Annotated in this window: 16 protein-coding genes; 10 read left to right on the top strand and 6 right to left on the bottom strand. The window is 46.2% G+C overall.

Annotated elements, in window-relative coordinates; genetic code table 11:
• Window positions 1-1,137 (top strand): ROK family protein, encoded by a 1,137-nt coding sequence (locus tag LY387_RS19705; RefSeq protein WP_234497547.1) that lies wholly within the window; start codon window positions 1-3, stop codon window positions 1,135-1,137.
• Between the two features lie 100 nt (window positions 1,138-1,237).
• On the opposite strand, the gene msrQ is transcribed toward LY387_RS19705, so the two are convergent.
• The 3 genes from msrQ to LY387_RS19690 form a co-directional block, all read right to left on the bottom strand.
• A complete protein-coding gene (msrQ, locus tag LY387_RS19700) occupies window positions 1,238-1,852 on the bottom strand; it encodes a protein-methionine-sulfoxide reductase heme-binding subunit MsrQ (protein ID WP_234497546.1) in 615 nt (204 codons plus the stop codon).
• On the bottom strand, window positions 1,849-2,856 hold the full coding sequence (gene msrP, locus LY387_RS19695) for a protein-methionine-sulfoxide reductase catalytic subunit MsrP (RefSeq protein WP_234497545.1): 1,008 nt from the start codon (window positions 2,854-2,856) through the stop codon (window positions 1,849-1,851). The genes msrQ and msrP overlap by 4 nt, the downstream gene beginning before the upstream one ends.
• 244 nt (window positions 2,857-3,100) lie before the next feature.
• On the bottom strand, window positions 3,101-3,571 hold the full coding sequence (locus tag LY387_RS19690; RefSeq protein ID WP_234497544.1) for a TetR/AcrR family transcriptional regulator: 471 nt from the start codon (window positions 3,569-3,571) through the stop codon (window positions 3,101-3,103).
• Between the two features lie 208 nt (window positions 3,572-3,779).
• Here LY387_RS19690 and LY387_RS19685 point away from each other — a divergent pair, with 208 nt between their 5' ends.
• Genes LY387_RS19685 through LY387_RS19675 form a run of 3 tightly spaced genes read left to right on the top strand, consistent with a single transcriptional unit; the run spans window position 3,780 to window position 5,041 of the window.
• A complete protein-coding gene (locus LY387_RS19685; protein ID WP_234497543.1) occupies window positions 3,780-4,259 on the top strand; it encodes a hypothetical protein in 480 nt (159 codons plus the stop codon).
• A gap of 14 nt (window positions 4,260-4,273) precedes the next feature.
• On the top strand, window positions 4,274-4,645 hold the full coding sequence (locus LY387_RS19680; protein ID WP_234497542.1) for a hypothetical protein: 372 nt from the start codon (window positions 4,274-4,276) through the stop codon (window positions 4,643-4,645).
• 3 nt (window positions 4,646-4,648) lie between these two features.
• Window positions 4,649-5,041: a hypothetical protein gene (locus LY387_RS19675; protein WP_234497541.1), complete on the top strand. Its 393-nt coding sequence runs from the start codon at window positions 4,649-4,651 to the stop codon at window positions 5,039-5,041.
• 251 nt (window positions 5,042-5,292) lie between these two features.
• Here LY387_RS19675 and LY387_RS19670 read toward each other — a convergent pair whose 3' ends face one another.
• Window positions 5,293-5,598: a DUF1330 domain-containing protein gene (locus LY387_RS19670; protein ID WP_234497540.1), complete on the bottom strand. Its 306-nt coding sequence runs from the start codon at window positions 5,596-5,598 to the stop codon at window positions 5,293-5,295.
• Window positions 5,599-5,837: 239 nt separating this feature from the next.
• A complete protein-coding gene (locus tag LY387_RS19665) occupies window positions 5,838-6,269 on the bottom strand; it encodes a GNAT family N-acetyltransferase (protein ID WP_234497539.1) in 432 nt (143 codons plus the stop codon).
• A 252-nt stretch (window positions 6,270-6,521) separates the two neighbouring features.
• Between LY387_RS19665 and ahpC (LY387_RS19660) the strand changes: the two genes are divergently transcribed.
• Window positions 6,522-7,079: an alkyl hydroperoxide reductase subunit C gene (gene ahpC, locus LY387_RS19660; protein WP_006069782.1), complete on the top strand. Its 558-nt coding sequence runs from the start codon at window positions 6,522-6,524 to the stop codon at window positions 7,077-7,079.
• Between the two features lie 222 nt (window positions 7,080-7,301).
• Window positions 7,302-8,303 carry a glycine betaine/L-proline ABC transporter substrate-binding protein ProX gene (gene proX / locus LY387_RS19655; RefSeq protein ID WP_234497538.1) on the top strand — a complete coding sequence of 334 codons (1,002 nt, stop codon included), beginning with the start codon at window positions 7,302-7,304 and terminating at the stop codon, window positions 8,301-8,303.
• A gap of 68 nt (window positions 8,304-8,371) precedes the next feature.
• On the opposite strand, the gene LY387_RS19650 is transcribed toward proX, so the two are convergent.
• On the bottom strand, window positions 8,372-11,299 hold the full coding sequence (locus LY387_RS19650) for a polysaccharide lyase family 8 super-sandwich domain-containing protein (protein ID WP_234497537.1): 2,928 nt from the start codon (window positions 11,297-11,299) through the stop codon (window positions 8,372-8,374).
• 402 nt (window positions 11,300-11,701) lie between these two features.
• Between LY387_RS19650 and LY387_RS19645 the strand changes: the two genes are divergently transcribed.
• The 4 genes from LY387_RS19645 (at window position 11,702) to LY387_RS19630 (ending at window position 18,136) form a co-directional block, all read left to right on the top strand.
• Window positions 11,702-14,746: a polysaccharide lyase family 8 super-sandwich domain-containing protein gene (locus LY387_RS19645; protein ID WP_234497536.1), complete on the top strand. Its 3,045-nt coding sequence runs from the start codon at window positions 11,702-11,704 to the stop codon at window positions 14,744-14,746.
• A gap of 194 nt (window positions 14,747-14,940) precedes the next feature.
• On the top strand, window positions 14,941-15,498 hold the full coding sequence (gene ahpC / locus LY387_RS19640) for an alkyl hydroperoxide reductase subunit C (RefSeq protein ID WP_042500071.1): 558 nt from the start codon (window positions 14,941-14,943) through the stop codon (window positions 15,496-15,498).
• Between the two features lie 216 nt (window positions 15,499-15,714).
• The gene (gene ahpF / locus LY387_RS19635; RefSeq protein WP_234497535.1) at window positions 15,715-17,307 is read left to right on the top strand and encodes an alkyl hydroperoxide reductase subunit F; all 1,593 of its coding nucleotides are present in this window, start codon (window positions 15,715-15,717) and stop codon (window positions 17,305-17,307) included.
• Between the two features lie 151 nt (window positions 17,308-17,458).
• Window positions 17,459-18,136: an SDR family oxidoreductase gene (locus LY387_RS19630; RefSeq protein WP_234497534.1), complete on the top strand. Its 678-nt coding sequence runs from the start codon at window positions 17,459-17,461 to the stop codon at window positions 18,134-18,136.
• The last annotated feature ends 1 nt before the right edge of the window (window position 18,137 follow it).

Below are 18,137 nucleotides of genomic sequence, written 5' to 3'. Positions count from 1 at the left end.
ATGACTGAACCTTTATCTCACCCATATGCACAGATCGAGCTTTCGGATAACGAGAAACTGGTCGTGGGCGTGGTTTGGAATGAAAAGATCATTTCACGAGGCGACATCACTGCCAAAGTGCCATTCACGCAGCAATCCACTCACCGAATTGTCGAGGCGTTACTCGAGAAGCAGGTGTTTGTATTGGGAGACCCGATTGCGAAGGGGCGCGGAAAACCTAGCCCTTCGGTGCGAATTAATGCTAGGCAGTATTACTCATTGGGGTTGAGCTTTGTTAAGGGGCAGGGGATCTACATGAGCATTGTTGACCTTACAGGGGAAACCGTATCGGAGTCGCGACTAGACGTAGAAAATTACTATAGTGACGTAGCTTTTGAGAACTTGTACCGTGCCGTTTATGACCAGTTAGCGCAAAACAACATCTATCCTTATCAGCTATTGGGTATGGGTGTTGCCCTTCCGAGCTTTCGAGCCAAACTAGAGGCAGGCTCTGAAGTCTTTGAGGCGTTTGGTGACTGGCCTAAGATGGACTACGCGACTCAATTGAGTCAGCAATTGTCGATACCGGTTTGGATCGATAACAGTGCCAATTGTGCGGCTGTCGCGGAGTTGATGTTAGGACAAGGAAAGCAGTTCAATAGCTTCCTATATCTGTCGTTTGGTTATGGTTATGGCAGCGGCCTGGTTTGGCGTAATGAACTGATGTCAGGTGGGCTCAATAATGCTGGGCAAATCGGACGTACTTTCACTGAAGAAGAACGCTTGGTGCGCCCTGCAATGTCAAATCTGTTGCGCTATCTCTCTGAGCATGGTGTCGAAACCAGTGATGACCTAGACCAAACAGTAAAGGCGAACATGCCTTTGGTGATGAACTGGTATCAATCGGTTGAGCCTATGCTGATTCGCTCTATTCGAGCCTTTTTGGGTGTGTTTGATCCTAGCGCTATTGTAATCGGTGGTCATGCACCTAAAGACGTGAAGCGGTTATTTGAAATCTCGATCAATAAAGTGCTAGGTGAGCAGATGCTACTTGGCTACCCATCACCAACGCTGTATTTCTCGAATATCGCCATTGGTGCTGAGGTTAAAGGGGCATCACTGCTACCCATTAAAAAACGTCTGATGGGTTCAGTTTAGAAGCCTTAATCTGGTTTGAATTCTTGCCGCCAAAAACCTTGAGCAAAGGAGATTAGGCGGCTGAGTCGATACAAATTCCCAAGGGCTATCGCGGCAAGAACTATCGTTTTGCGAAAAGCCCTAACCTCTTCTTTAGCACTTTCCCACGTGCTATCAAAAGTAGCCCAGCACCGACTAGATATATCGCTGGCTCAGTCACTTCAGACTTCACTGACCAATAGAAGTGAATAGGCGCTAGTATTACTGCCAAGTAGACCCAATTGTGCAGCTTTTGCCACTTTGGTCCCAACTTACGCATCATGGCTTGTGTTGATGTGACCGATAGCAGCAGCAAAATAATCCAGACTGCAGCACCCACAGTTAAGTACGGTCGCTTCACTATCTCAGAAGCGAGTAGGCTCCAGTCTAATCCGAGATCCAATGTTGCAAAGGCAATGAGGTGCAGCACCGCCCAAAAGAAGCTATAGAGTCCGAGTAATCTTCGTACTCGGACCAACAACCCTTGTTTACTCCATCGTGCCAGCGGTGAAACCAGTAAAGTGATAAATAAGGTATTGAGCGCACTGATACCAGTGAAATGAATGATGTACTGCACTGGGTCACCACCTAAGCTGTCATTGATGATGGCTATCACTAATAAGGCAAAAAAGCCCAGAGATACAGTATGAATGAGTACCTTCAGTGCGATAATCGACTTTGGGGTAAGTTTCATCAATAGAACTTCCTCAAGTCCATATCTTTGTATAGATGCGCCACCTCTTCTTCATAGCCATTGAACATCAAGGTCGGTTGTCTGCGACTGCTCAGCACGCTTCCTTCACCAATAAAGCGCTCGCTCGCTTGGCTCCATCTTGGGTGATCGACCTGCGGATTAACGTTGGCATAAAAGCCATATTCGCTTGGCGCAGAGCGGTTCCATGTCGTTGGCGGCTCTTTATCTGTGAGTCGAATACGAACGATAGACTTAATGCTTTTAAAGCCGTACTTCCACGGAACAACAAGTCGCAATGGTGCACCGTTTTGCGGAGCGAGCGTTTTGCCGTAGAGCCCAACGGAGATAAGCGCGAGCGGGTTCATTGCCTCATCGAGTCTTAATCCTTCGACATAAGGGTAATCAATGCTGCTCCATGAGCGTTGGGCAGGAAACTGTTTAGGATCGTAGAGTGTTTCAAACGCTACGTATTTAGCGCTACTTTGAGGATCTGCCATCTTAATAAGGTCAGCAAGAGGAAACCCTATCCACGGAATGTTCATCGACCATGCCTCGACGCAGCGCAATCTGTAGATGCGCTCTTCAAGCGTAAATGTGTTAAAGATGTCGTCGTAGTCGAGCTTGATTGGGTTGTTGACCAACCCGTCGATCTCAACTGTCCACGGATCAGTGATAAATTTAGACGAATTGTTGGCAGGGTCGCCTTTATCAGTGCCAAACTCATAAAAGTTATTGTATTTTAGGACCTTGCTTTCAGGAGTGAGGGATAGATTAGCTTGATATTGCTCGGGTTTGGTGACGTCAAGATCTACCCTAGGGTCAGTTGTTGCTTTCGTTTCTTTAGAGGAGAAAATATCAAAGATCCCAGCTTGGGCATTAGCCGCAAGCGGCATTCCTACCACAGCAATCCCAAGTTTTTTCAGTATCGCGCGACGTTCTTTGTAAACCGACTCTGGCGTAGCGTCGTTTTCAGATAATGCCCAGCGATGATTCTTCTTGATTAACATACTCTTCCCCTGATTATGCTCACGTGCTCGCAAGCGACGATTTTGTCGTTTATTGACTTAACCAGACCGAGTTAGAGCAAAAAGTCTTTCATTCGCGGTGTATTTTTGCTCTGCAGTCCACGAAACCCAGCACCTACGGCAAACTCAAAGATTACTGGGTGTTTCATGGAGCGAGATGGGAAATAGATAGGGAATCTTGGTAATCATAAAGCTAGCTCGTGAGCTAGCTTTGTAGAAGAAATGGCTAATCATACATCTTTCGATAGATTAACTCGCCAAAAACAGATTTGACCGCATCGATCGCTTCTTCTTCTCCAATTTCTGCGCTTAGGTGGTGTTGCAGTCTCAGTACTCCATTGCGAGAGTGCGGGCTAGTTCCGTCTTTGAGGATATTTTGCAAGAGCATTTCGACAGCTTCCCTAAACACATGATTGTCCTTGTCTTGATAAGCCTTGAGCCATGAGTCAATAAACTTATCTTTAGACTCGAAGTTCAAGAGACCCATAACAATAGGAAAAACCACACCTTGTAGCGCGGTTGCAAACATAACGTTGCTCGGGTAGTAAGCTTGGATACTACTTTTTCTTACGTTAAATTCCTTTGCTAATCGGTCGTAAGTGACTGAAGACCAACCTTCATTAAGAAAAATGTTGACGATGCATTCGTCCATTTTCTCTTTCTTCTCGCGCCTTTCCTGGGCTGTAATTCTAGCCATGTTACCTGCTGTGTGTTCTAAGTGCTTAAAATAATGAGTTAAATTTTAGCATGCAAAATTTATTTGTACTAGTACTAAAAAAATCGTTGCAATTGGTACTGGTACCAATTAATATGCCCACCAAGCCACAGGGGCGACACAAAATACATTCTAATGCTGCTCCTGCTTTTTTGTTTTTAATTAGTATTAGTACGTAAAGGTATATCAAATGAAAAACTCTATTATTGCACTATCTCTATTCGCTCTTTCTGGCTCGACTTTAGCAGCAGGCTACGCGGATGAGAGTTTAGCTACTTTAACTACGAACATCCCTGCTGTGTGTGGTGTTGCTGTTGAACTTAAAGACTCTAACCTGTCGGATGACCAAAAATCTGAGTTTGTATTCTGGACTAAGAATAACACGGGCTCTCGAACAGAAGTTGAGTTCGCAGCTAGTACTGACCTACGTTATGTGCACGATCTACACAATAAAGACGACGTTAAGAAAGATATCAAGGTACGTGTTAACTACCAAAAACATAATCAAGACGACACTCTAGATAGTATTCGTAAGCTAACGATTGAGAATCAGAATGGTCAGCTTGAGCCAATTAACATGACTATCGACATGTCTGACATAAACGTGAACAACTTGCTTGCTGGTACAGACCAGAAAACTCGTATCGTTGCAGACATCATTTGTAAGTAATTGATGGAGGAGTCATGAAAAAGCTATTACTACTAACTGCACTCATGGCTCCTGCAGCCATGGCTTATGAGCACAACCACTCAAGTATCGCTGACTTATGGGCTGAAGACAGTTTAGAGCGTTGGCAACCGGCTGATGCTTTCATCCCAATTACGGTGAGTCATGGAGGTCCTGATACTGATTATTATATTGAAGTGAACAATGAACCAGTTACAAATGTGTTCACTATGACAGATAACGATACGTTGTCTGTAGACGTTCCAGTGAAGTTAGAAGCCAGAAAAGGCGCTCAACTGTTTAAAGTATGTTCGGTGAGCCTAGCGGGGTCTACTGGAATGCGTATCTGCTCCGAAGCGGAGCTATTTAACCTGTATCCATCGGAGTAACAAATGAAACGTTTTATCTTTGTCGCTGCACTTTTGATGTCAGCTCAATCTTTTGCATCAAGTGAAATCCGAAGTTCTTCGGGTGCAACCTGTGAACAGTCGGATTTTCAACCATGGGAGCTAAGCTTTGGTGGTGGTCGAGATAATCGTGATTATTCCGACTACGATTCATATGATAGAACTCAAACCGAAGATACGGGAAAGTATATTGGTGCTCAAATAACTTACTCATTTGGCGGCGCAAAACAGATTGACTGTTCTCGTTTCCAATCCATTGTAGAAAGAGAGCAAGAAGCACACACGAAGCAGCTAGAGATGAAAATTAAAGAGCTTGAGCAAAGACTTGAAAAGCAAACACAGGTTTCTCATTTAGCTTCAAAGATAAAGTTTAAATAAAAAGGCATCGAAAAATGACTATTTGGGTTTTGATACTTACTTCCTATACGACAAATTTTGAAATCAGCCAGATAGAACACATTAGTGATTTCACTAGTAAACAGACATGTGAGACCGCTGGTAAAGCTTGGCAACAATCCGTATCTGAGAAGAATGGCTTAGAGTTTCGAACCAATTACATTTGTGTGAAGAAGTAAGATGCAAAAACGCCTTCCTTTCTATGGAGTAGAAAGGAAGGCGTTTTACTTTGATTAAGCCAAATCGTCTTTCGCTTCAATCAACGAGTGATGACTAATAGAACCCGCGGTGCGAGCCTTCAGATGCGGAACATAGCCAGGATCATTCATAAACCCAATCGCCGCCTCTTTTGATGGCCACTCAATGATAATTCTTAATGCTGGGTCTTCACCATTGCCCTCAAGGCGTTCGTGGCTATTGGTGCGGGCGAGATACTTACCACCATATTGCGCGACAAGTTTGTTTGCGGGACCGATGTAATCGGCAACCCAATCTTGGTTGGTTGGGGTAACTTCGAGTACTGAATAGTAAGTAGACATAATCTGCTCCGTTATTGTGTTTGCATTCTGATGGTGGTCAGTTCATTGCTCGGCAACTGGAATAGAGCATAGATTTATTTGATAGTTTTGATAATGGTGCTAGAAATAGAATCAGTTTTTAGATTTTATTGATAGATGCTTTCTAACGTGCAGATACGGAAACACCCAAAGTTATTAGCTTTGGGTGTTTCTTCTGGCATCTTGTCAGTCGCGGACGGTGTGGATAGAGCCGAGGCAAATTACAGTGTCATGTGCAGAATTGGAAAGGGTTTACCCATATCATCGACCGGTGAGCGAGAAGCAACTTTGAACCCCATATGCTGATAAAAACCAGCGGCTTGAGGGTTTTGCTCGTTCACATCTACCTTGGTCACATTAAGCTGCTCGATGGCGTACTGCAAAAGTACTTTACCAATGCCTTGACCACGTTGTGCATCGAGGATGAACAACATCTCGATCTTATGGTCATGGACACCAACAAAGCCAACAATCGCGCCGCTGGCATCTTTCACGCATTTTAATGTCACAGCGGGAAAGGCTTGCTCAATGATAATAGGTTTAAAAAACTCAATATCTTCTTCTGTAATAAAGTCGTGAGTCGCTCGGACTGAATTTTCCCAAACATCAAGCAGTTCTGCGTAATCTTTAGGAAGCACATTTTCGACAATCATGGTGATCTCTCTCGTTTGATTGATGATTTGACTGGTGAAGTGTGCAGCCGCGCTGCGAGTTTAGCAGGGTTCAAGCTCTGTTAACACTAATCTAGCCATCATGTTTCACCACAATGACGGTTTGATAGGATTTACCAATTGAATAGATAGGGAAGGACGAATTTTAAAAAACGCGCTCTCGTTGCAATATAACTCCATCGGCGCAGGACAGTGCCAAACCAGATAATAAGACCATATTGAGAGAGTAAAATTATGATCAACACGACTATCAAGCCATTTTCAGCAACAGCATTCAAACAAGGCGAATTCGTAGAAATCACAGAGCAAGACGTGAAAGGCAAATGGGCAGTATTCTTCTTCTACCCAGCTGACTTCACTTTCGTTTGCCCAACAGAGCTTGGCGACCTTGCAGACCACTATGCAGAGCTTCAAGAGCGCGGTGTAGAAGTTTACTCAGTATCAACAGACACGCACTTTACGCACAAAGCGTGGCACGACAGCTCAGACACTATCGGCAAGATCAACTACTACATGGTTGGCGACCAAACCGGCACTATCACTAACAACTTCGGTGTGATGCGTGAAGGTCAAGGCCTAGCAGACCGCGCTACTTTCCTAGTTGACCCAGAAGGCGTAATCCAAGCAATGGAAATCACTGCAGAAGGTATCGGCCGTGACGCAGAAGACCTAATGCGTAAAGTGAAAGCAGCACAATACGTAGCGGCTAACCCAGGTGAAGTTTGCCCAGCGAAATGGAAAGAAGGTGAAGAAACTCTAGCACCATCTCTAGACCTAGTTGGTAAAATCTAAGCTCAAAGCTTGATTTAAACGGATTAACGAGTCCGTGTTGCACGCCCCAAAAGATTTTCACTACCTGACATGTGAAGTCTGGGGTGTGCAGCCCTTTTTTATTTTGGCTAAATCTCAAATGAGATTTACGCATCCTTGAAAGAACGCTCCTATAGTTAGGGTTGTAAGTTGCATATAAGCCAAGCAACAACCTGTATTCATTGAAACTTATGGAGTGAGTTCATGCCGAAACAGTCTCGTCCTCTCGTCGTTTGTGCCCTGAGCACAGCCGCTTTATTGCCACTATCATCCTTTGCCCAAACAACGTTGCAGCCAATCAAAACCTCATTAGAAGAAGAGTCTTTTCAAACTGAACTTGTAATGCATGCCCTTAAAGAGCTCGGCTATGAGTTGAACGCACCCAAAACCATGACATATGCGGAAGCTTATCAATACGTCGCTGCGAACTCTGGCGCTTTTTTTGCTGCTGCATGGCTACCAACGCATCAAGAATTGCTAAGTAGTGGTGATCAAGATGGGCAAGTCTATGTCGGTGGCAGTTATGTCCCTCAATCAGCTCAAGGCTATCAAATTGATAAGGCGACGGCAGACAAACATAAGTTGTCTTCGATAGATCAATTGAAAGACCCAGCTATCGCGAAATTGTTCGATCACGACGGTAATGGCAAAGCTGAGCTTATCGGGTGTCAGCCTGATTGGGTATGTTCCAAAGTTATCGACCATCAAATCAAAAGGTATGGACTTTCTGATACGGTGGAGCAGATCCAAGGTGACTACAATGCTTTGATGGATTCGGTGATTGATAAACAAAGAGCTGGTAAACCGGTTCTCTACTACACTTGGACACCGCATTGGATTAGCTATGAACTTCAGCCAGAAAAAGAGAGCGTCTGGCTAGAGGTGCCTTTCTCGGCTCTACCGGAAAACAAAGATACAACTCTGCCCCATGGCAAAAACTATGGCTTTGAGATGAATAGCCAGCGCATTATCGCCAATAAAGAGTTGGCTTTGGCTCATCCGGACGTTCATCGCCTGTTTGAAATTATTCAACTGAAGCCCAATGAAGTCAGCGCTGAAAACCACTTGCTGCACAAAGCTGAAAAGGGTCAGCACAATACCGTTGCCTACATGCAAGCGTGGATAACAAAAAACAGGGCATTGTTTGATTCGTGGTTAGAGGAAGCGAGGCGTGCCAAACAAGTAGAAACTGGCTCAGATAACTAATTACTTAGGCAAAAAGAGAAGGGAGAGCAAAAGTGCTCTCCCTTCTTGTTTCTAGCCGATTCTGAGGGTCAATTAGAAGCACCTAGATTAATACTGGCTGGCATTCCAGAGTAGAGCTCTTGGCGGTACTCATAAGCCTTCTTGTCGACATTGTCTGGCATGTTAAAGCTTACTTGGCTGCCACTTTCAACAGCAGTGACGGTTGCCGTTTGGCCGTCTACAAATTCGTTAGTCAGCCCTTGTGTTTTGTACTGATAAGAACCGGTAGGAAGGCTAAGTGATGTCGTAAAATCAAGCGTATGTGCGCCGTCCTTAAGCACAACTTCAAACTTATGATTCTTATCGTCTTCGTGCTCAATGTGCTTGTTGAATGCCTCTGGGTTTTGCGCAGTGACTACCCAGCCGCCATTGTTAGCAAGTTGCAATAGCATAGGCTGTGATGCGGTAAACGTAGCACCGCTGAGCGTCACACTCCCTGCCTTGTGGAACACCAACTGATACACTTCCTTAGCGCTGTCTTTGTAGTGTACGCCTTGGACTGAATTGGTGTTTACGACCGTTACGTTTTCTCCGTAGCTTTTGACTTTGCCGGGCATATCTTCCGCCTCGACATTAGGCACGAGAACATAGTGGTAGCTGTCTTCTTTGATTGTTGGGTTAGGCGTATGGTTGAGGGCAATAACAAACACGCTCTCAGTGCCTATGCTATCGATGGTATCGACAACGGATGTCCCCGTGACCAAGGTATGACGCTGTTTCTCACCCGTTTTCGGAATCGTGATATAGCCGACGTCTCCCTGATGGAACCACGTTGGATGCTCCGAGCTGAATTTACTGTCTTTAACGATACAGCAGGCCACGGTTTTCTCGCCCTTTTCTTGGGTGTAATAGGTGAGTGTGTCGTGCCATCTTGGCTGGTCGATTGTAGTGACAATGGGCAGATAGGTGCTTTCGTCATTGCCACGTTCAACGCGTGCCACATCCGTACCGAGAGCAATTACCATGTCATCTAAGAAGAACGCGCTCTTCTTCGCGGTGGCGCTAGTGTATGAGTTTTCGCTGCCATAATGGAAACTCGCAATACCGTAGTTGCCATCACTCAAGGTGCCTGCAAACGCACTAGGGTTGAATTTGCTTTCTGCTGATTGCATCGGAATGGCGTCGGTTTTCCACTCTTCGGTAAGTCCAGGTAGAACATGCCAGTCCCAGTTGTAGCGGGCATCGGCATACTCTTCGCCGTTCACTTTAATTTGTAGAATACCGGAGCCGTTGTGCATTCCGGGGTCTTTGTTAAAGCTCTCTGCACCTCGTGTTCGTGAAGATTGCATTTTGAATGAAGAGTACCATTCGTCACTACCATTAACGCGTCGGTGTACCAACATATCCGCATTCCAAAATGCGTACGTGCCGGGCGCTTTGTGTGATTCATCATTAAGGCTCGTGTGCAGAGCGTCGAGTTCTTTATCGCCTTTAAAGGCTCGGTCGCCACTTGCTTTTTCCATGTGTTCAATAGAACGGGATAGGTTTTTAGTACCGAACTTGTTGGCATTGCTAGAAAGGAAGGTTCGACCTAATGATTGGAAATCCAGTACATCTTTAAACAGCAGTGCACTATAGGTATAGAGCATTACTTCAGTAGATTCTTCCAGAGGAAGCGTGCTCATTTCCCAGTCCGTCCCATTTAATAGCTCTGCCACTTCAAAGACACTCTCTGCGTACCATTCAAATCCGTACGCGAGCATGGCTAGGTCTTGTCGATGTCCAACATGATGAGATAGAGTACCATCAGGTAGTAAACCCGATTGACCGTATCGATGAGGGCGTCGGCTATTGGTATCGAGCCATGTTTTGAGATCACTAAAGCTGCCACTGGGCTCCCAACCCGGAAGGAGGGTGCTGCCCTTTTCTTTTAGCGGGGCATAATCGGTGTACCACCACGCCACATCGGTAATAGGTTTGTTGTAGTCTGCGAGCAAACCAACGTAGACTGCCCAGCTGCGGAGTCTGTGTCCTCGGTTAGCATCAGACCATGTCCCCATCGACGCTGGAAAATCATCTTCGATGAAGTAGCGCAAACGCTCAGGGTCTCGGTCTGTCTCTGGCAGGTCGAAGGCAATTTGATAGAGTGTGTTGACGTTTTTTCTGAACTTTTTAGCGTCCTCATCGCCTGCTAACTCTTTCTTTAACGTATCTTCAAGGATGTAAACCAAGGGCAAGGATAGTGCGTCAGTGAATCGCCATTGGTGTGTTCTATCGGCGTGAGTCATATTGCGATTGTCGGCAAAACCTTGGCTAGGAAAGTGATCTACAAAAGCATTGAATGCTTTCACAATAGCAGCGCGCAGGACTTCTTTTTGCTCTTCACTTTTCTCACTGTAGTAGGCGTAACCAAGCCCACCAATGCGGTTTACGGCCTCTTCAAAGTCTTTGCCATTTTGAGTTGATTTATTGTCACTAAGGCTGTTGGTATACGCTTTTAAATCATTAAACTTCCCTTCACTATCGTTAATGCTTTTGACCAGCGTCGTGACTTCATCCGAAGAGTAATAACGCTCACCCCACATTCTTTTGCTTGTCAGAACGAACTCTTTTAGATGGGAGAGATACTTGCTCCACTGTGTTTCGCTGACCTGACGAACAGTGATGTTTTTTGTCGCCACAAGCCCGTTGCTGTCATTGAGAAAAACCGTCAACGAAACGTTGTTTACGTTGCTGATCTGGTTGTTCTCTTTGACGTAGAGTACACCTCGTGGGCGATTTGCGTAATCAAGCTCGGTGTCGATTCGGTAGGCGGTGCTGTCCTCACTATCGACCAGTGAGAAACTGTAATCGGAACCTGTGACGTTGCGGCTCACGCCAAGGGTACCAACCACGCGATCTCCACTTTTACTGCCTACTTGGATTTCGAATGTCTCCCCCGTGACAGTAATGTCACTATCCTGCGCGATGACGGCGGCGCAGAATAAGCTAAGAATCAATAAGATGGTGGTTTTCATTTGTGGCACTCCGTTGCTTTCACAGAACTAAGTCTAGTAGTAATGTGACGCACTTCTAAAAAAGCGCTGTCTCTAATTTGCGAATTTATTATTAGCGAGTTCGGGATAAGTTATTGGCGGCGGTTATGAATGTGTCATTGGTCTCGGACTGTGAAACTGAGAGGTGCATTCAGAAGAGTTGAGTCGCTAGATGTCTGAGAGCAGATTCGGTAGAGGACGTATTCTGGGCATGAATCCCCAAGCCTTTGTTCGTAACATTGTATTTTCAAACCTGTCTTTAACTTGATCTGAGTATATATAGCCTAGGTAAATGACTGATTTAATAACAAAACCCTGACTTAAATTTATAACGTCGAGCCATTAGATTCTCCGCTCCTGTTCCAACATAAATAGAGAATCTCAATGCTCAACAAAACCCGATTAGCATGCCTGATGCTGCTTTCCTTAAACCCACCGCTTTATGCCTCTGAACTGCCATTTATGGCAATGCTGGAAGAGCGCATCTCTACGTCCAATCAAGTACAAGCGCTTTCTTCTGCCGACTATGCTCACGAGTACTTCGATATTGATGTTAACGCTAAGGCCGGTGATGTGGTTTATGGTCGCTTGAATCATCCATTGAATTACAAACCAAGCCATATCAGCGGCACGCTTCACTATGAAATACTGGGGAGTGAGAACGCTCCTTTTGAGATTAGAAATCAGCGCGATGACAAAGGCCGTCTATTTGCTGAGTTAGTGCTGAGTGAACGAGCCGACCTGTCGATGGGTCAATACCCTATACCCATTGCACTCAAAGATGGTGAAACCACGGTCGAGTCGCGCACGATAACTGTTCATGTCGTTAGTGAAACACAGTGGAGCCAGTTGCATCAGCGTGCCATGTCTTTCTTGGAGGGTGAAAAGCGACTGCAAGGTCTGTTTGTCTATGCCGACGACGAGATCGAAGACTATATCCAAGAGCTGAACGACAATGATGGTGCGTTTGAGGGTATGGACTTCTATCATGCCCATAGCGAAGATGAGCTGCTTGATATTCGTCCACGAGTGCTGGGTAAAGAGCTGATGTTGGCGGCGAATCAAATCAACTCTCTCGCTTATGCTTTAACTTACAGTGATCAGTTTGGCTATCAGGGTGAGGCGCCAGAGCGTAAGCGATTAATGAGAGCGCTGTACAAGGCGATCAATCGCTATACCGCGCATTTCCCACTTAAAGATTTTGCGAATACGCCAACGTTGATGCGCAACATGAGTACCCACCAGTGGCGCTTCACCGATCCAATCAGTGCGGCTGGCTTTGTTATGTCGCCGGCGATGAATCGAGATATTGCCAATGGTGAATCACTCGCGAAAAGAGCAAAAGCGAGCTTTCAAGAGCTGCTACAAATCGCATTTGATATCCCGTACCGCCAGCGTCAGCCAGAATACAATCGCTATTACTTGTCTGAAGATCTCAAACGCAGCCCAGGTGCTTGGGCGGACGCCAACCGTCATCACCGTATGAGAAGTTGGCTAATGATGAGCGTGCTTTGGAGCGACTATAACCAGCCGTTGACGTATCAACCTTGGTGGTATGGCGACTATGCGCCATTTGCTGCGCATAACACTTCACTGCTTCCGGGGTGGACGCCAAAAGGCGCGCTGGTGGATTTAAAAACTTGGCTTGAGACCAATGCCAGATACGCGTTTAAGTATGGTCAATCAGGGATTCTTCCTGATGGCACCATTTCTCATCACGTCGGTGTTCGTCAAGACATGGCATTCTTCGCTTATGGTTTCGAATGGATGGCAAATACACCGTTTGAAGTGGCAGGCGTTCTCGCGGATACGCCTTGGAAGCTGACTAATAAATCTTATGATCAATCGGCAGACTTCTTACTCGATAGCTATCCAAATTTTGTTTATCGAGGTGGCCTCGATTTTCAGACTGCAGGGCGCAAGCACGCTTCTGAGGCAACACCTGTATTTGGTTCAACGAGACTGACACACGGCATTAATACCGTATTACGAGCCAAAAGCTCAGATACAGAAATTAAACGTGAGAACGAGCTAAACAGTTTTCGCAACAATCTAGAGAACAATACGCATGAGGCATCGGTCAACCGCGCGTATTGGAACAGTGACTTCATGGTTCACAGGCATTCAGGGCAAAGCACTCCTGCGTACTATATGTCGTTTAAAATGAACTCTTCTCGCTCTATGGGCGCAGAGAGCTTTGAGCCGGATGTGGGTTATCATAATGGCGGTGGCGTTCTTCAAGTTCTAGTCGATGGCGACGAGTACTCAAAAGTTATGGATAGCTGGGACTGGCACGCGCTGCCGGGGCTCACCGAAGAGCTCAGAGTCGATGAACTGCCAATGAAGAGTGACTTCAAACTCTTCAACCCGAAACATTTCGCAGGCGTAGTGTCGAATAACCACAATGGTTTTGCTTCGTTCAAATATGACAGTGAAGCGCCGTACAACTCAGCAACCGCGAACAAATCCGTCGCGTTTATCGATGATATGGCCGTGGCACTTGGCTCCCAAGTCATGCGCGCTAAAAATGGAGACGGATGGGAGGTGGCTTCAATTGTCACCACTCTTGACCAAGCGTCATGGGATGGAGTGTTGACCTACCAAGTCGATGGTGCATCACAAGAAACAGTAGAGCAGGGCAGTTATCTAGATGACACCCTGTCGGTGCAAGAGAGTGCGTGGTTCCACCAAGACAAGGTGGGTTATGTGGTACTGGCTAACGCCGAAATGTCGGTAATGCTGCGTGGTGGTGATGCAATCAACAGCACCCATGGTGACTCGGAGTCTGTGTTCCATATCGCTATTGACCATGGTCAGCACCCAAGCGGTGAAGGTCACGGCTCGACGTATCAGTATGTTGCGATTCCGAACGTGACAGCTGAACAGATGCCAGCGTTGGTAGACAGACTTAAGCGTCAATTGGTCGCAAAGACAACAGCAACAACGCATGCGATTTACTATTCAAGCGCATCGAACAAAGAGTATGTTGCGATGGCATTTCGCGAGGCAGGCAGTGAGAGTGTAGCAGTGCAAAATGGTGAGCCTCTAACAGTGTCTGTTAGCAAGCCAGCTTTGATTCTTCTAGAACGCGAAGGCGATAGCTGGAGAGTGTCAGCACAAGACCCGCTTCATCATGTTGATCGAAACGCAATGGAAGAAAACGACAGCCGACGCATGCGCTTCTTTACTCGCGGCGACCGCAATACCTTGAAGGTTACCATCAATCGTCCGCTTCGTTCGGGCAGTTATAGCTATCAAACCCACGGACGTAAGGTTGAAGATAAAGCCGGACAGAGCGTGAGTGTGAACAGTTACGGCAATCAATCGGAATTGAATATCGAACTGCCAGACAAGCAAGACAAGGTATATCAAGGTAGACATGACCTCTATACCGGTATGCCTGCCTCAGTGACCATCCCTGCTCAGTAATATCAAGGTGTTAAGTTAGCCGCTTCTTTTTAAGAAGCGGCTTTTTTCTTGCTCTCGAATAGCCCTACAAACTTAATAGGAATCTCCTATCAAATGAATAGGAAAGGACGAATTTTCAAAAACAAGTGGCTGTTGCAATATATCTACATCGGCGCAGGACAGCGCAACACAGACACTTTGAGAGAGTAAAAATTATGATTAACACCACTATCAAGCCATTTTCAGCAACAGCATTCAAACAGGGCGACTTTGTAGAAATCACAGAGCAAGACGTGAAAGGCAAATGGGCAGTATTCTTCTTCTACCCAGCTGATTTCACATTCGTTTGCCCAACAGAGCTTGGCGACCTTGCAGACCACTATGCAGAGCTTCAAGAGCGCGGTGTTGAGGTTTACTCAGTATCAACAGACACGCACTTCACGCACAAAGCGTGGCACGACAGCTCAGACACTATCGGCAAAATCAACTACTACATGGTTGGCGACCAAACAGGCACTATCACTAACAACTTCGGTGTGATGCGTGAAGGTCAAGGTCTAGCAGACCGCGCGACGTTCCTTGTTGACCCAGAAGGCGTTATCCAAGCAATGGAAATCACAGCAGAAGGTATCGGCCGTGACGCAGAAGACCTAATGCGTAAAGTGAAAGCAGCACAATACGTAGCGGCTAACCCAGGTGAAGTTTGCCCAGCGAAATGGAAAGAAGGTGAAGAGACACTAGCACCATCTCTAGACCTAGTAGGCAAAATCTAAACGCTCGTAGAGTTTAACCAAACGCAGCAATAAACGACATTCGTGTCCGTGTTGCACGCCCCGTAGTCACTTTTCTGGCTTTTACCATTGGCTTGTAAAAGTGGGGGCGTGCACCCTTTAAATACATTATTAATTCAACATCAAAAGGGCCCCCTTTTCGTTATCCCTTTTTAAATTCCTTCTGATGTTAAGCAGTCTTATAGAATAGGTATCAGTATGTTAGATCAAGCAATGAAGCAGCAATTAAAAGCGTATCTAGAAAACGTTAAAACCCAAGTACAATTGGTTCTCAGCCTTGATGACAGTGATACGGCAAGCAAGATCGAATCTCTTGCTAATGACATCGCATCACTTAGCAGCAAAATTGACGTCGTTCGCGATGACGCTGCAAGCCCGCGCAAACCAGTCATGCGCGTTGTAAACCCAGAGAAGGGCACCGCTATTGGTTTTGCTGGTCTGCCAATGGGTCACGAATTTACATCACTTGTGCTTGCACTACTGCACACAGGTGGTCACCCAATTAAGCTAGAAGCTGAAACTATCGAGCAAATCGCAGAGCTGAACTCACCATTGGATGTCGAGATCTTTATCTCTCTATCATGCCAAAACTGTCCAGAAGTGGTTCAAGCCTTCAACATGATGGCAGCCATTAACCCGCTGGTTAACGTCACGATGATCGACGGTGCTGCATTCCAAGATGAAGTGAAACAGCGCGATATCATGGCGGTGCCAAGCGTGTTCATTAACGGTGAACTGTTCGGTCAAGGCCGTATGTCATTGAATGAAATCCTAAACAAAGTCGACACAGGCGCAGCGGAGAAAAAAGCCAATCAGCTAAATGAAACCGCGCCGTTTGATGTATTGGTTGTCGGTGGTGGTCCTGCGGGCTCTTCAGCGGCTATCTATGCAGCGCGTAAAGGTATTCGCACCGGTGTGGTTGCTGACCGCTTTGGTGGCCAGGTGATGGACACTATGGCAATCGAGAACTTTATTTCAGTGAAAGCGACCACAGGTCCTAAGCTGGTGGCAAGTTTAGAGGAGCACGTTAAAGAGTACGGCGTTGAAGTCATCACTGAGCAGCGCGCGGCGAATATCATTGACGCGGAAGATACCGATGACGGTTACACCCACGTAGTTCTAGAAAGTGGTGCGGTGCTAAAAGCTCGCTCAGTTATCACAAGTACGGGTGCACGCTGGCGTGAAATGAACGTCCCAGGTGAGCAAGAGTACCGCAACAAAGGCGTGGCTTACTGCCCACACTGTGATGGTCCACTATTTAAAGGCAAGCGCACAGCCGTTATCGGCGGCGGTAACTCAGGTATTGAAGCGGCGATTGACCTAGCAGGTATTGTTGAGCACGTTACCGTTCTCGAATTTGCTGATGTACTTCGTGCAGACCAAGTACTAATCGACAAAGCGAACAGCATGCCAAACATCGATATCATCACTATGGCTCAAACCACAGAAGTTCTTGGTGATGGTACTCGCGTGACAGGTCTTGAATATAAAGATCGCAACACAGATGAAATTAAGCAAATCGAGCTTGCAGGTATCTTTGTGCAAATCGGCCTTGTGCCAAACAGTGAATGGTTAAAAGGTACCAAGGTGGAGCTATCACCACGCGGTGAAATCGAAGTTGATGCCCACGGCGCAACCAGCATGAAAGGTGTGTTTGCAGCGGGCGATGTGACGACCGTTCCTTACAAGCAAATCATCATCGCAATGGGCGAGGGTGCGAAAGCGAGCTTGGGAGCCTTTGATTTCTTGATTCGTAATCCGGCTCCAGCAAAAGTCGCCGAAGAAGCTTAATCTGAACTGAGTAAAAAGCGCTACCTTTTAGGTGGCGCTTTTTTGTGTTTCGAAAAGCACTTTGATTAAATGTTATTTACAGTAACTCACTGCTTTTCCATTGCTATCTCTGCTACCGTATGGAAAACGCAGACGTATATCGAGACAGACAATGAAAAACATCCTCCTTACAGGTGCCACGAGCGGCATCGGCTATGAGCTCGCTAAACAACTATGCGAGAAAGGCTTCACCGTCGTGGCCAGTGGTCGCAATGAAGAGAAGCTTTCCGCGCTAAAACAAGAAACAGCCTGCGAGGTAGTGGCGGCAGACTTGAGCGATGCAGAACAAACCGTGAGCCTGTTCAACAAAGCTACTGAGTTAGTGGGCACCATTGATGTGCTGATCAACAACGCCGGCATGATTTCTCGCAAATGCCCGATTGAAGAATTCACGCTAGAAGAATTCGAAGAGCAATATGCGATTAATCTTCGCGCACCGGCACTGTTAAGTCGTGAAGCGCTTAAGGTTATGAAGCCGAACAAGTCCGGACAAATCATCAATGTAGTGAGTACTGCGGCTAAGCGTGCCAACGAAACCATGAGTATCTACTCGGCGATGAAACAAGGCTTGGCAGGATTTAGTGCTATTTTGATGAAAGAAGCGCAGCCACATGGTATCAAAGTGACCTCGCTATTCCCTGGTGGCACGGACACCAACTTCCGTGAAGCAGAGCGACCAGAATATATGCACCCAGCCAGTGTTGCTAAAGCGGTGATTCAGGTCTTAGAGTTACCAGCAGATGTGGTAATGCATGAGATGACGTTTAGACCCATGGTTGAGATTGAGTAAC

The organism is Vibrio maritimus (assembly GCF_021441885.1).
GTDB classification, from domain to species: Bacteria; Pseudomonadota; Gammaproteobacteria; order Enterobacterales; family Vibrionaceae; genus Vibrio; species Vibrio maritimus_B.
This window is presented reverse-complemented; position numbering and strand designations above follow the sequence as displayed.